The organism is Streptomyces sp. NPDC054887 (assembly GCF_053610585.1).
Genome location: NZ_JBSGYQ010000021.1, coordinates 71,881 through 85,628, shown reverse-complemented (window position 1 = coordinate 85,628; position 13,748 = coordinate 71,881). Strand labels below are relative to the sequence as shown.

Genomic DNA, 13,748 nt, shown 5'->3' with positions numbered 1-13,748 from the left:
GCGGTTGGGTCGGGCTCCGAGCCCTGACGTACGTTCGGCCCATGACGCACGCCCTGAAATCCCGGCCGGCGGCCCAGTGAGCGGCTGGTGGGCCTACCTGGAGGAACGGACCTGTCGGGAGGTCGACGCCGACGTGCTGCGGGATCGTCGGCTGTCGGCGGTCAGGTCCGTCTGGGAGGCATTGCGTCCGCTGGGAGTAGGCCTGCACGAGGTTGAGCGGGTGGTCCACGCGCGATACGAGGCCCTCGGCGACCGAGTACAGCGCACACCGCCCGATCCGCTCGACCTTCCCTCACTCGCAGCGCGCGCCGCGGCCCTCCAGGGCCGTGTGGCGGCGGTGGAGGCGTTTTGGGACGGCGATACCGTGCACGACTGGTTCGTGCTCCTGGTCGCGGTCCTGGACTCCCCAGACGGGGAGAGCCACCTGGCAACCGTCTACCACCACCCTGACGGCTCTCCGCCTGGCGTTGCCGCCGCCAAGGCAGGCCGGGCGCTGGCCGGCCATCTTGGTGTGCCGTTTCACTTCGCTTCGCCGGACGTCCCGGATTACGAGGCACCACGCTGGCAGACAGTCCGGCGGCTGGCGGAAGGGCCATGATTCCGGAGCGATGGGACTGCTAGACGTCCACGCGACGTTGCAGCAGGCACTACGGTGCACGGCTGGTCAGGGCGACAGTCGTCCGGAGTCCGGTCGGAGAACATCAGCCAGCTGAGGTATGAGGGCTGCAGCTCGGTCGCGAGTGGCAGGTGTGATCACGGCGTCGGAGTGCGTACACAAAACTCCCGTGCGCCGGCTTGCACACCTCTGCGATCATCCCGGAATGGCGCACAGTTTCGAATCGCTGGTCATCCGGCACACGCACCGCCTCCCCTCCCCCAAGGGCTCCGCCGGGGAAGGAGCCACCGCCGCGCGGCAGTTCGACGCGGCGCTGACATCCGTGGGCTTCAAGCTCTCGGCGGAGCTGCTGGAGCGGCTGTCGGGGCTGTCGGAGGCGGCGGTCGTGCACACCGCCAAGCGGACGCTGCCCACCGTGAGCGAGATGGCGGGCGACCACGTCCGGCACAACGCGTACTTCATCGACTTCCCGGCGAACGTGCCGGACACCGAAGAGTTCTGGATGCGGTGCGTGACGAAGGCGCTTGGTGACGACAAGTCGCGCGAGAACGTGCTGACGCAGCTGGCGCACGGGGTGCTGGACCTGCTCAGCCTTCCCACGTACGGGCGGTACCAGCACACTTACGAGGAGATGCTCGCGGCGCAGGACGAGCTGATCGCCTCGGCGGGTGACCGGGTGACCGTCCTGCACCTCGGGCGGGACCTGGACGACGAGCTCACGGACCTGTACCTGGCCTTGGCGGGCAGCACGACCCCGCTGGGCGAGGACGACCTGCGCGATCTCAAGGCCCTCGCCGAGCGGTGCGCGCTCGGCCCCCAGCCGGAGTCGATCCCGGTACGGGAGAACCGGGCGGTCGTCAACGAGGCCCGTCTCGGCGTCGGCGCGGACCTCCTCCTCGACACCGTCACCGACGTGCTGCGGCTGGCCTGCGCACTGTCGGGCGGTGACGTGACGCTCAGGGAGCCGACCCGGTTCCGGGCGCTGTCACGGCCGGTGCGCCGTGCGCTGCTCGCGGGTCTCGACGCCGTGGTCGCGGCGAACCCGGCCAAGCTCGCCGATGTGCATGCGCATAGTGAGCCGTTCAAGCGGCTTGGCGAGCGTCTCCACCCGCATGAGTACCCGCAGTGGCCGCATGCCGCCGATGTCTTCGCCGTCGCTCGGGGCGAGAAGGAGGCGCGGTCCTTCGAGGGCCGTGTCGAGAAGCTGCTCGACGAGTTCGACGTCCTCGGTGCGGTGCAGCTGCTGAAGTCCGCTCCCGGCAAGCTGTTCCGCGCCCTGGACCTCCTGCTGCGTATCGCCGCGGACCAGGAGGAACGGGACGCGGTGGTGGCCGCCGCGGTGCAGGTCGCTCCCGACGTCTCCGGCCGGGTCGTGCTCTCGGTGCGCGAGCACCTCCACAACCGGGAGCGGGAGACCGGCGAACCCCGCATCTTCGTCAACCGCCGGGGCCGCGCCTGGGTGACCCCCGACGTCCGGCCGCCGCTACCGGCTGACGACCGCGACCGTCTGATCGCCGCCCTGGACGCCGAGATGCTCCGTCGGCTCCCGGCGCCGGACCGGCTGCTGATCGACCCCGACGTCCTGGACGTGGCGCTCCCGCTCAGCGGCAGGGCGACCGCGGCCGGGCTCGGCGTACTGCCGCGAGGGTCGGTCTCGGCGGTCGACGGCGAACAACTGCGCTTCTTCGTGTACTGGAAGGAGACCGAGGGCCGAACGGACTACGACCTCTCGGCGCTGCTTCTCCACTCCGACTACAGCACCGACTCCTGGCTCTCCTACACGTCCCTCAAGGCAGTCGGGGGCAAGCACTCGGGCGACATCACCGAGGCGCCCGAGGGGGCGTCGGAGTTCATCAACCTCTCCCTGGACCGGGTGCGCAGCACATTCATCGTGCCGCAGGTCAACATCTACTCCGGCGAAAGCTTCGAGGAAGTCGAGGAGTCCTTCTTCGGCTTCATGCTGCGCGACGGTGAGCAGAAGGGACGGCCGTTCGAGCCGCGCACGGTGCGGATGAAGTCGGAGCTGCGCGGAGTGGGCCGGGTGGCGCTGCCGCTGGTGTTCCGGCGCGGGAACGACGGCCGGTGGCGCGCGAAGTGGCTGCACCTGTATCTGAGGGGCATCTCGTCGGCCAACCAGGTCGAGGAGAACCAGGTGTCGGTGTCCAAGGTGGTGCGCGCCCTCGTGGAGCGCGAGCAGCTGTCCGTGGGGTACCTGATCGGCTTGATGTCCCGCGACACCACGGCCGTGGACTTGTGGGACGGCGAGCCGGTCCCGGACGGGCCCGTGATGTACATCGGTCTCGAACGTCCCGAGGGCCTGCACCCGGACTCCCGGGTCATCACCCTCGAGAATCTGCGCGACTTGATCCCGGGCTGAGTGCTAGGGTTGCCCATGACGAGGCCATGAAGGGGCTTCCTTCTCTTCCCTTTCTGACACAAGTTCCTTCGCTTTCCTCGTCCTCGACATCGCCCCGGGCGGTGCCCGCGCTCACCGCGCGAGCGCCGCCCGAGCCGTTTTGAGGGCCCATTCCGCATAGCCACGGCCAAAGAGCACGGCGTGCACCAGCAGCTGATGTCCGCCCTATCGAGGGCTCCGCCCTCGACGGGCTCCGGCCTCCCCTTCACCCCTCTCCAGGGCGAGGCACTCCTTGCGCTTTTCCATCCTCCCTCTGAGCTGGCCAGACGCAGAGTGAGGACGGCCTGGACGAGGCTGGTGATCCGTGTGGTCGAGCAGCGGAGCACGCGAAGGAGTCGCCAGGACTTGAGGGTGGCGACGGCCTGCTCGACGAGGGCTCGGATCTTCGCTTGGGACCGGTTCACCGCCTTCTGGCCTGCGGAGTCGCGACAGCACCTTGGGTTGACCTGGAGCATGGGGCAGCGGATGCAGGCTTATCCGAAGCGGCCCAGGATGTCAGAGGTCGGCGCTATGGTGCGTGGCCGTGGACGCTACTGATCTTGACTACCGCGCCCGGACGCGGTCCGGCTGCATCCCGCCGGAGCTGGTCTCGCGGCTGCTCAAACGCGGCCACGTCGACGTGGTGGAACTGCAGGCCGGACGCGGGGAGTGGTTCTGCGCGCTTGTGTGGGCGCGGCTGCTGGGCGAGCGGGGCCGTCAGGGCGACGCACTGGAGGTACTCGCCCCGTACACCGCTACGGGCTGGTGGACGGCCGTCGTAGCGACCGCCGAGCTGCTGGAGGGCTGGGGCCGGAGCGAGGAAGCGATCGAGACCGTCCGGGCCCGGATGGCTGTCGGGCATCCGATGGCGTTGGAGGCCTACACGCGGCTGCTTGCCCGGCACGGCCGCGCCGCGGAGGCATTCACCATGCTGCTGCCGCACGCCGATGACTGGGCGCTCGCCACCGCCCTGGTCGACGTGGCCGCAGGCGCTGGCCGGGACGAGGAGGCCGCCGCGCTGCTCGCCGCTCGGATACGGGCCGACCACCGCTGCGACGGTCCGTGGTGCTGCGGCCTCGACCCCGACGCGGCGATCGGCCTACTCGCGACGATCCGCGAGCGCCAGGGCCACATCGACGAGGCCATTGCCCTGCTCAGGCACCGGCAGATCACCTCTGTCAACAGCCGCGACCAGCTCGCCGACCTGTTGGCCCGGCACGGCCGGATCGAGGAACTGCGCGCCTACGCGGCGACCGAGGGACATGAGGAGGCCGTACAGCGGCTGGCGGAGCTGCTGGAGGAGTGTGGTGACGTTGAGGGCGCGATCTCTGCATACGGGCAGGCCGACGGACCCGCGGATTGGAATCCGAACTCGGCTTACGAGCTCGCGCAGCTCCTGGCCCGGCACGGCCGGGGCGACGAGGCGATCACCGTGATGCGCGCCCAAGCCGACGCCCACCGCGGTGACGACTGGATTCGCCACGCCCTGTCCCAGCTGTGTCTCGACCAGGGGCGCCCCTCCGACGGCCTGGCCCACCTCGACGCCCTCGCCGCCCAGGGCGGGCGCGAGGACGAGTGGGAGCTGTTCTGGATGCGGCTGCCGCTGATCGCCGCCTGCAGCGGGGTCGACGAAGCGGTTGAACGCGCCCGAGCCCACCCCGAAGGCACCACTTGGTACGCGGCGAAGTGCATCGCTCGGCTTTTCGCCGACACCGGGCGCACCGAGGAAGCCATCGCCATCCTTCAGGAACATGACCGCAGCAACATCCACGACCTGGCCGGCTACCTCATCGACCTCGGCCGTATCGACGAAACCCTGGCCGCCCTTCAGCAGCCCCGCCCCCACACGCCCGCGATACCGACGACACACCTATGGTCGGAAGATCCGCCGTTCTGAGGCCCTGTCAGGTATGGGCGTGTTGGGATGGCGGCCCGTCATCCGGGGGGGGCGGCATGCCCGTTGCCCGGGGGTCTTGAGGAGCCGCTCGGCGACGTTGCTCCGGTCACGAAGACCGGAGGGAGCGCGGAGTGCGGCAGGAGTGGGAACCGGAGGACGTGATCGAGGCCTGGACGCTGTTGGAGGAGGACCAGGAGCAGCTTCGGAGCAAGTCGGGGGCGGCGAATCGGCTGGGTTTCGCGCTGTTGCTGAAGTTCTTCGGCTTCCGAAGAACTGCCGAGGAACACGGAACGGACTGGGGCGCCCCATACGTTGAGCAGGGCGGGGCCACGCCGTGCGCACCCGATGAGCACCGAAGGGATGGGGGGCGCGTGCCGCAACAGAGCCGCTCCGCGCGCCTGGCCGCATCCGCGCTGACCCTGGTCGTCACCGTCCTCGCGCTGTTCGTCCCGGTGGCCGGGGCGCAGGGCATGCCCATGCCGGCCGACAGGCCGCTCGCCCACCACACGGTGGCGGGGCAGGCCGGACAAGGGGCAGGACCGGACGACGTCCCGGCGCTGCGTGTCGCGGTCACGCACCGACCTGACGCCCACATCCCGGGCCCGCAGCCTGCGGGCCCCGCGCGTACGGCCGTCGGCACGGCCCCGCGCCGCGCCCTGGGCGGGCCCGACACGGGCCCCGCCACCGCACTCGCGCCGCCGCGCAGGCCGGCCGAGTCCGCCGCCCCGCGCGGCCCGCCCCACCGGTGAGCACGCAGACCGTCCTCGACGCCTGACCCTTCTGGCCCAGCGCACACCGCGCGGGGCCGGTCACGCGTCCCTCCGTCCTGCCCTCATCGTGGAGTACGCATGTCTCGCGCACCCTTGTCCCGCCCACCCTTGTGGAGGGCGATCGTCGCGCTGGCGGCCGTCGCGCTGTCCCTCTACATCGCTCTCACCCAATCCGCCCGCCTCGGCCTCGATCTGCGCGGCGGCACCCAGATCGTCCTGGGAACCCGGGACTCACCCACCGTCAAGGCCGACGCCGCATCCACCGACCGCGCTCTGGAGGTTCTCAGGCAGCGCGTCGACGCCCTCGGCGTCTCCGAACCCGGCATCGCCCGCTCGGGCGAGAAACGGATCATCGTCGAACTGCCCGGAGTGCAGGACCCACGCAAGGCCGCCGAGGTCATCGGCCGCACCGCACAGCTCACGGTCCACCCGGTGACAGGGGCGACGGCCGACAAGGGCTCCGCGAAGCCCGAGGCCGACGGATCGCGCACCCTGCCCGACCCGGACCAGCCGGGCAACCACCTGAAGCTGGGCCCCACCGCCCTCACCGGCGAGGGGGTGAAGGACGCCGAGGCGGTCCTGGACCAGCGGTCGCTCAACGGCTGGATGGTCTCCCTCGAGTTCCGCAAGGGCGCGGGCGACACCTGGGCGAAGATCACCTCGGACGCGGCCTGCGCGCCTCAGGGCGCTCCGGAACGCCGCGTCGTCATCACCCTCGACAACAAGATCATCTCGGCGCCCGGCGTCAACCCGGACGTGGTGTGCGGGACCGGTATCACCGGTGCCTCCACGCAGATCAGCGGTGACTTCGGCCGGGCCGAGGCGCGCGAACTGGCGGCGCTCGTGAAGGGCGGCGCGCTGCCGGTGCCCCTCGACGTCGTGGAGCAGCGCACGGTCGGCCCGACGCTCGGCGCCGACGCAATCGAGGCGAGCACTAAAGCCGCGCTCATCGGCATCGCCCTGACCGCACTGTTCATCACCGTCGTCTACCGGCTCCTTGGCGCGCTCGCCGCCTTGGCCCTCGCGCTGTACGGCCTCATCTCGTACGCCGCTCTGGTGGCGCTCGGCGCGACGCTCACGCTGCCGGGGCTCGCCGGGTTCGTCCTGGCGATCGGCATGGCGGTGGACGCGAACGTCCTGGTCTTCGAACGGGCCAGGGAGGAGTACCTGGGCGTCCGTTCCAAGGACTTGGCGAAGCCGGTGAAGACCGGCTTCGCGAAGGCATGGAGCGCGGTGATCGACTCGAACGTGACGACGCTGCTTGCCGCGGGATTGCTGTTCTTCTTCGCCACGGGCCCGGTCAAGGGCTTCGGGGTCACCCTGTGCATCGGCGTCCTGGCATCGATGCTCACGGCGCTCGTGATCACCCGCGCGCTCGCGGACTTCGCCGTCGCCCGCAGCTTCGTACGCAAGCGCCCCGGTCTGACGGGCATCGCCTCGACGGGCCACGTCCGCACATGGCTGTCCCGCCGCAACCCGAACCTGGTCCGCCACCGTCGCCGCTGGCTCGGCGCGAGCGCACTCCTGGTGGCGGTGGCCGTCGCAGGCACCTTCATCCGCGGCCTGGACTTCGGCGTGGAGTTCACCGGCGGCCGCCTCGTCGAGTACAGCACCAGCAGGTCCGTCGACGCGGACACGGCCCGGAACGCCGTGTCCGACGCGGGGTTCCCGCGCGCGGTGGTGCAGGAGTCCGGCGACGGCGACATCACCGTACGCACGGAGAAGCTCACCAACGACGAACAGCAGCGCGTCAAGGCGGCCTTGGAGAAGCCCGGCGGAACCGTCACGGTGGAGCGTGACGAACAGATCGGCCCGAGCCTCGGCAGCGAACTGCGCCAGAAGGCACTCCTGGCCCTGGGCATCGCGGTGGCCGCCCAACTGATCTACCTCAGCGTGCGGTTCCGCTGGACCCTGGCAGCAGCGGCAGTCTCTGCGATGGTCCACGACGTCCTCCTCGTGGTGGGCCTGTTCGCCTGGCTGGGCAGGCCGGTGGACAGCGTCTTCCTGGCGGCGCTGCTCACGGTCATCGGCTACTCCGTGAACGACACGGTGGTCGTCTTCGACCGCGTCCGCGAAGCGCGCCGCCGAGACCCACTAGGCAACCTGGAGAAAACAGCCAACCACGCGGTGGTCCAGACACTCCCGCGCACGGTGAACACGGGCATGGGAGCCCTGCTCATCCTGACCGCACTAGCGGTACTGGGCGGCGACTCGCTGGCGGACTTCTCCGTGGCGCTGATCGCGGGCGTCCTGGTCGGCATCGCCTCGACCATCTTCACCGCGGTCCCGATCGCGATCGCCCTGGAACACCGCAACCCGCCACCACCACTGGGCCGTCGCGCCGCGAAGGAAGTCCCTGACGGGTACAGCCCGTTGGAGGGGCGGAGGAAGAAGGAGAGGGGGACGGGAGCGGTCGTCTAGGCCCGCGAGGACGGTCCTGAGGCCGAGGGCAGCCTCCATCACACGCCGACCGGGCGTCCGCGGAGCTCCGACAACCGCGGCCACGCTCTATGGAGGCCCGGTCGGCACGATGCCCGGGGAAGCGGCACCTCTGTCACCACCCGGAGCCCGTCCGCAGCGCCAACCGCCTCTGCCGTCCGCGGCCGAGCCGAGGCGGATCAGCGGGCAGGGTCGAGAAGTATCTTGCGGACACCGTCGGCGCGGCTGTTGAACAGTTCGTAGGCCTCGGGGCCCTCGGAGAGCGGGAAGCGGTGGGAGACCACGACGTCTGGCGTGAGCCGTCCGGCCTGGGTGAGGGCGATCAGGGCGGGGAGTTCGTAGTGGATCGAGCACAGTCCGATGGCGAACTCCAGCTCCTTGATCTGGGCCAGTCCCATGTGGAAGGGGAACGCCTTGTTCTGACTGACCCCGATGACGCTGACCCGGCCGGCCTGCCGGACGGCTTTGAGGGCGAGTTGGATGGTGGCGTCCGAGCCCACGGCCTCTACGACGGCGTCCGGTCCGCGTCCTGCGGTCATTTCCCGTACGGCCTGCCGGGTGTCCTCGCCCTCGACCGGCTCGACGCCCAGGGTGGCGGCGAAGGCGCGGCGCTCGGCGACCAGGTCGACGCCCAGCACGCGGGCGGCGCCCATGGCGAAGGCGGATTGCGCAGCCATGAGGCCGACCGGCCCGAGGCCGATGACCAGGACCGTTTCACCGGGCTGGATGCGGGCACGGCGGCAGCCGTACCAGGCCGTAGGGGCATTGTCCGTCAGGACGACGGCGGCCTCATCGGAGATGCCGTCGGGCAAGTGCACCAGGTTGACCTCGGCATGAGGCACCGCCAGAACCTGGGCCTGACTGCCCTGAAGCTGCGGGCTCACTCCGTAGCACAGGTCCGTCGGGGCCTGGGCGCGCTCGCACCTGGCGGTGAGCCCTCTCGCACAGGTTCTGCACAAGGTGCAGCCGGCCGAGGCGGGAACCAGGACCCGGTCGCCGGGCTTGAAGCTGGTGACCTCGCTGCCGGTGTCCACGACCACGCCGACGCACTCGTGTCCCGGGGTGTAGCCCATCTCCGCGCTGAACCCGTTGCCCCCGTAGATGTGCAGGTCACTGCCGCAGATACCGGCCTTGGTGACCTGGACGATCGCGTCGGTGGGGCTGGTGACGGCCGGGTCGGGGACGTCCCCGTAGCGGATGTCGTGACGGCCCTCATACGTCAGCGCCTTCACAGGGCCCCTCCGTCCAGTCGCAGGGCGTCGGGGTCGGTCTCGAAGTCCCGCGGCATGGATGGTCTCCCACGTCTAAGAGGTTTGGATCAATGATTAATGCATGCGTATTACTTTGGCATAATGATGTATCATGCTCTTTGTGGCAGCACAAGAGACGTCGGAGCCCCGCGCACTGCCCCGGAGCCGGGAGCCCCGTGACACCCACGGCAAACTCATCCGGGCCGCCGAGCAGCTGTTCGCGGCGAAGGGCGTCGACGGTGTCTCACTCAGTGAGATCAAACGGGCCGCGGGTCAGCGCAACGCGATGGTCCTGCAGTACCACTTCGGCAACCGAGCGGGTCTGCTGCGAGCCGTACTCGACAAGCACCTCCCGGCGGTGGACGCTCGCCGGGAGGTGCTGCTGCACCAGTACGAGGACAGCGGGGCCGCCGGTCTTCGCCCCCTCGCCGCCGCCCTCGTACTGCCGGCTGCCGCGAAACTCGCGGACCCCGACGGCGGACGCGAGTTCCTGCAGATCGTGGCCGAACTGCTCAACCGTCCCGAACCCCTGGTCGAGCTCATCGTGCCGAACGAGAAGTCGAGCATCTACGCGTGGCGGCGCCTACTGGACCCTCTACTGGCTCCTGAGTCGACCGCGGTACTCCACACCCGCTTCACTGCCATGCGCTTCTGCCACGCCGAACTCGCCACCCGTGCCGCCGCCCGCCCTCGCAGGGACGACCGGTTGTTCACCAGCCGGCTGGTCGACCTGGTCACCGCACTGCTGGCCGCACCGGTGTCCGAGCAGACCGCACGACTGCTGCACGAACGAGACCTGAAGGAATGCGCCGGCCATCAGGCTCCGGCTCGCTGACCGGTCCGCCCTTGCAGCCGATCCGCATGGCGCCAGGCAGTGCAGAGGCCGCGTCCGGGCAGTGGGTCAGCTGGTCCAGGTCTTGATCTGAGCGGCGACCTCTCGCACGGGCAGTCCGTCGCGGGCCGCGCGGGCCAAGGGCAGGACGGATTCCAGACCGGGGCTCACTGGAAGTCCGCACGCCGACAGGTAGGCCGCGGCCACTGTGGCTGCGAACAGCAGGTTCCTAACTTTGCCGCTAGCCGGTTCGGCGCGGTTCTATGCCCGACCTTGTGGTAAGCGGGGCGGCTGAATGCCTCGCCGGTGGCGAGGACTGGCCGACCGGGGCCAGGACTGGTTGGTTTCGGCGCACGCGCCGGTGAGCCGGATCTCGGCAAGGGTCATTTCCGTGTACTCGATGGGCTCATGGCGTCCGCCCCACTGAGGCGGGCGAAGCGGACGACGGCCGGCCGTTGCGGCCCAAGTCCGTCCGCATTCGCCGGCACGGGAACCCGCTCCCCCGCTGAGACGCGTGGTAGAGACGATCAGCTCGTGCAGCGGGATCTCACCGATGAGGGACGGAGTGTGCGCGAGCCTGCGACGTCGCTGAACATTGTGCGGCTACCACGCGACAGGCAGGCGTTCGGGCAGACGTTTCATGAAGTTCGTGCGCCATACGAGCTGTTCCTCCGGGACTGCCAGGCGTACGTCGGGCAGGCGCTCCAGCAGCGTTTCCAGAGCGATTTCGGCGTGCTTCCTCGCGAGGGCGGTGGCGGGGCAGTAATGCGCACCGCCGCCGAAGGAGAGATGGTCGGCGGCGTTGGGGCGTGCGGCACGGAAGGTGTGAGGGTCTTTGAAATGCTGGGGGTCGTGGTTGGCACCTTCGACGAGGACCAGGACCAGCTCACCGCGCTTGATGAGGATAGCTCCCAGTTGGACGTCTTCCAGTGCGATTCGGGGCAGTCCGTCGCCGATGGAGAGGTTGATGCGCAGCAGCTCCTCCAGCGCGTCGGCGACCGACTCGTGGGTGAGGGCCTGGCGGACGTCCGGGCGGGTCGCGAGGGCGACGACGGCCATGGTGAGGAAGGCGGATGTGGAGATGGTGCCGGCGCCGAAGAGGGTGAGGCCGACGGTGGCCAGCATCTCGTCGGTGAGATGGGCGTAGTCCGGGTCGCTGCGCAGCGCCACGAGGTCGGCCAGGAGGCCGGTGGTGGCCTCGTCGTCCAAACGACTCACCAGATGGGCCATGTCGCGATCCCAGTTGAGGCGAGCCGCCTCAATCGGCCTGGGTGAATTCATGAACGCGATGTCCAGGCTGCGCAGGAGCCTCGGGGCGTCCTGTGGGGGAAGGCCGAGGATGTGGCAGTGCATCTGCGCCGAGTACGGCTCGGCGAACCCATTGCGCAGGTCAGCTGGTGCCCCCTCGGTGACCAGGTCGTCCAGGAGCCGCCTGGCCAACTGGCGCGTCCACTCCTGAAGTCCTGGGGCTTTGGGGTTGAGGGCCTTCATCACGCACTGGCGGAGTCCGGCGCCGGTGATGTTACCCATGTTGTTGACCACGTGCGGCGGGATGGTCAAGGCGTACTGCCGCGGAGCGCCGGGTGCCGCGGTGTCCTTGAGGGAAAACCGTGGGTCCTCTAGGACCTGCTTGCACAGGTGGTGGGAGGAGACCAGCCAGGCTTCGGCACCGGCGATAGTACGAACCTTCGTCACCGGTTGCTCGTGCAGCGTCTCGACCGGCGCTGGAAGGGCGAGGCCGTTGCAGTCGAAGGGGAAGCCGGGCAGGGCTGCGGGGGGCGTAGCCGTCATGGTGCTCCTTACACAGGAGTGAGGATGCCGTGGCCCTGATTGCGCGAGGCGCGGAGTCCGGGGCCGCGTGCGTACAGAAGCTCGGCCAGTGGCAGGGCCTCGTGGTAGCAGTTGAGCGATGAGGGCACACCGAGGAGCGCTGGTGTGTCGAGAAACAGGGGAACCTCGGCGCAGACGTAGTCCAAGCACGCCTGCCGCTGCCGAACCGTGATGGTCCCGCGCGGCGCAATCCGTGAAGCGAGGAACCTCTCCATCAGCCGGTCGCAGCACGCCTGTACTTCCCGGTCGGCCCCAAGGGCTTCACGAGCTTGGCGATGGAGCTGACGGTAGGCGGGGAGAGTGGCGAACCCGGAGATGGGGCGGGCCCTGAGGCGCCGGCCGCTCGGAGCGGCCGCCTGGACGGCTCTGTGGACTTTGGCCCGCACTCCGCGCAGCTGCTTCGCCGCCTTGCGTCGCGCATCGCCGGGACAGTAGCCCAGAGCTTCATGCATCTCGGCCACGTGCAGGTCGGTGTAGACGAGGTCGACCTGGTCGAAGCGGGCCATGCCCCAGTGCGCCAAGTCGACGAGGCGCTGCGCGGAAAAGTAGCTGTTCCCCGGAGAGACACCGATTACCGCGTGCGCGCCTTCCTCGGCAATACCGCGGCACTGCTTGGTATAGGGCCGCAGAGCGAACGCGGCCTCAGAAAGGGGCATGGCAGCTCCTGTCCCATGCGGTCGGCACAGCGGCCAGGAGCGCGATCCCCTGTCCCGCCGGACGCCCCCATCTTCCCCAGTGGCTGCGCGACCCGGCCACAACGTGCGAGGTAAACCGCCCGATCGACTCAAGTCTCCGAAGCGCCCTACCTTGGTTTTGCGTGATGGTGTGTCGCTGCTTGCGGTGGGCCGTTTCGGCTGTAGGGGCTGGTGGCGGCTGCCGCGGTGGACGCACAGGACCCGGTGGCGAGTCACGTAGAAGTACTTGTAGCGGATGAGGGCAGGCCTGGCGTTCGAACGGAGAGGGGGGAACGGACGTCTTCGGACGGTTTCTCCAACTGAGTGACCCGAGTGGGAGTCAACGGACCGTACCGGCCGATCGACGAGTACGGTCCGTATCTCAACAGTTGCGGCAGCAGTTCGCGGGTGTGCTCTGGTCGCTCAGGACGAGCGGGCAGCGGCGGGAGGTGCCAACTGGCAGGGGAGGCGCCCGTCGATCTGGGACGCGCCCATGGTTCGTCCGGGGGCCGGGCGTGCATCGGCTTACGCTGCCGCACCCCAGACCGTGGCGCGGACGGTGGGTTCGCATCGTTGCGCCTGCCCCGGCAAGGTTCGGTCACGCTGCTGGACAGAGCGGCGCCCGGGCGGGCAGTGAGGCCGCCAGCAGCACGAACCCGCCAGCCAACCCCCTAACACCCCCGCCCCATGCACAGGAGCGGCGGGCAACTGATGGGTCCCCCGATGGGGGGGGCTTCCTGACGCGTGGGCGTCGTCGACCATGGGACCCGATGCGGAGAGAGTCCCGAATCTGCAGCGTACGGCTTGGTGACGCCGTCGGCGGCGAACGCAGGCCCGCGAACAGAACGGGCAGCCTGTCCCGCTGGGGGAAGGCGGTCATGGCTTTGAATTGCGTGGCCGTGCCCTCGGCCGGAAGCTCGGTGTGGCGTGGGGGGAGCACACGCACGGGCGGGAATACCACCCCCCGGGCGAGTCGACCCCCCCCACACTAAGTCGCCTACACCCCAAGACAAGCGAGGCCGACCACCAGAACAAGGGAAAAAAA

General features: G+C 69.5%; 9 protein-coding genes and 2 pseudogenes. 6 read left to right on the top strand and 5 right to left on the bottom strand.

Annotation, left to right across the window (positions count from 1 at the left end):
• The first annotated feature begins 76 nt into the window (after positions 1-76).
• On the top strand, positions 77-598 hold the full coding sequence (locus tag ACWGH0_RS14740; RefSeq protein ID WP_453404531.1) for a hypothetical protein: 522 nt from the start codon (positions 77-79) through the stop codon (positions 596-598).
• A 223-nt stretch (positions 599-821) separates the two neighbouring features.
• Positions 822-2,993 (top strand): hypothetical protein, encoded by a 2,172-nt coding sequence (locus ACWGH0_RS14735; protein WP_453404530.1) that lies wholly within the window; start codon positions 822-824, stop codon positions 2,991-2,993.
• A 111-nt stretch (positions 2,994-3,104) separates the two neighbouring features.
• Here the strand turns inward: ACWGH0_RS14735 and ACWGH0_RS14730 are convergent.
• Both ACWGH0_RS14730 and ACWGH0_RS14725 read right to left on the bottom strand, forming a co-directional pair.
• Positions 3,105-3,197: pseudogene (locus ACWGH0_RS14730) on the bottom strand (fructosamine kinase family protein); the annotation flags it as partial.
• 89 nt (positions 3,198-3,286) lie between these two features.
• Positions 3,287-3,454, bottom strand: a pseudogene (locus ACWGH0_RS14725) (IS5/IS1182 family transposase); the annotation flags it as partial.
• Positions 3,455-3,555: 101 nt separating this feature from the next.
• Between ACWGH0_RS14725 and ACWGH0_RS14720 the strand changes: the two are divergent.
• From ACWGH0_RS14720 to secD, 3 genes are all read left to right on the top strand, one after another.
• Complete coding sequence (locus tag ACWGH0_RS14720; RefSeq protein ID WP_453404529.1) at positions 3,556-4,908, top strand: tetratricopeptide repeat protein; 1,353 nt, start codon at positions 3,556-3,558, stop codon at positions 4,906-4,908.
• A 371-nt stretch (positions 4,909-5,279) separates the two neighbouring features.
• The gene (locus ACWGH0_RS14715) at positions 5,280-5,657 is read left to right on the top strand and encodes a hypothetical protein (protein ID WP_453404528.1); all 378 of its coding nucleotides are present in this window, start codon (positions 5,280-5,282) and stop codon (positions 5,655-5,657) included.
• Between the two features lie 99 nt (positions 5,658-5,756).
• Positions 5,757-8,099, top strand: coding sequence for a protein translocase subunit SecD (secD, locus tag ACWGH0_RS14710; protein WP_453404527.1), 2,343 nt, complete (start codon positions 5,757-5,759; stop codon positions 8,097-8,099).
• A gap of 197 nt (positions 8,100-8,296) precedes the next feature.
• On the opposite strand, the gene ACWGH0_RS14705 is transcribed toward secD, so the two are convergent.
• Positions 8,297-9,349, bottom strand: a complete 1,053-nt coding sequence (locus ACWGH0_RS14705) for an alcohol dehydrogenase catalytic domain-containing protein (RefSeq protein ID WP_453404526.1) — start codon at positions 9,347-9,349, stop codon at positions 8,297-8,299.
• Between the two features lie 139 nt (positions 9,350-9,488).
• On the opposite strand from ACWGH0_RS14705, the gene ACWGH0_RS14700 reads away from it, so the two are divergent.
• Positions 9,489-10,202, top strand: a complete 714-nt coding sequence (locus ACWGH0_RS14700) for a TetR/AcrR family transcriptional regulator (protein ID WP_453404525.1) — start codon at positions 9,489-9,491, stop codon at positions 10,200-10,202.
• Between the two features lie 600 nt (positions 10,203-10,802).
• On the opposite strand, the gene ACWGH0_RS14695 is transcribed toward ACWGH0_RS14700, so the two are convergent.
• Together ACWGH0_RS14695 and ACWGH0_RS14690 are read right to left on the bottom strand one after the other, a co-directional pair.
• Positions 10,803-11,990, bottom strand: coding sequence for a cytochrome P450 (locus ACWGH0_RS14695; protein ID WP_453404524.1), 1,188 nt, complete (start codon positions 11,988-11,990; stop codon positions 10,803-10,805).
• A gap of 8 nt (positions 11,991-11,998) precedes the next feature.
• The gene (locus tag ACWGH0_RS14690; protein WP_453404523.1) at positions 11,999-12,685 is read right to left on the bottom strand and encodes a tRNA-dependent cyclodipeptide synthase; all 687 of its coding nucleotides are present in this window, start codon (positions 12,683-12,685) and stop codon (positions 11,999-12,001) included.
• Positions 12,686-13,748 lie beyond the last annotated feature (1,063 nt).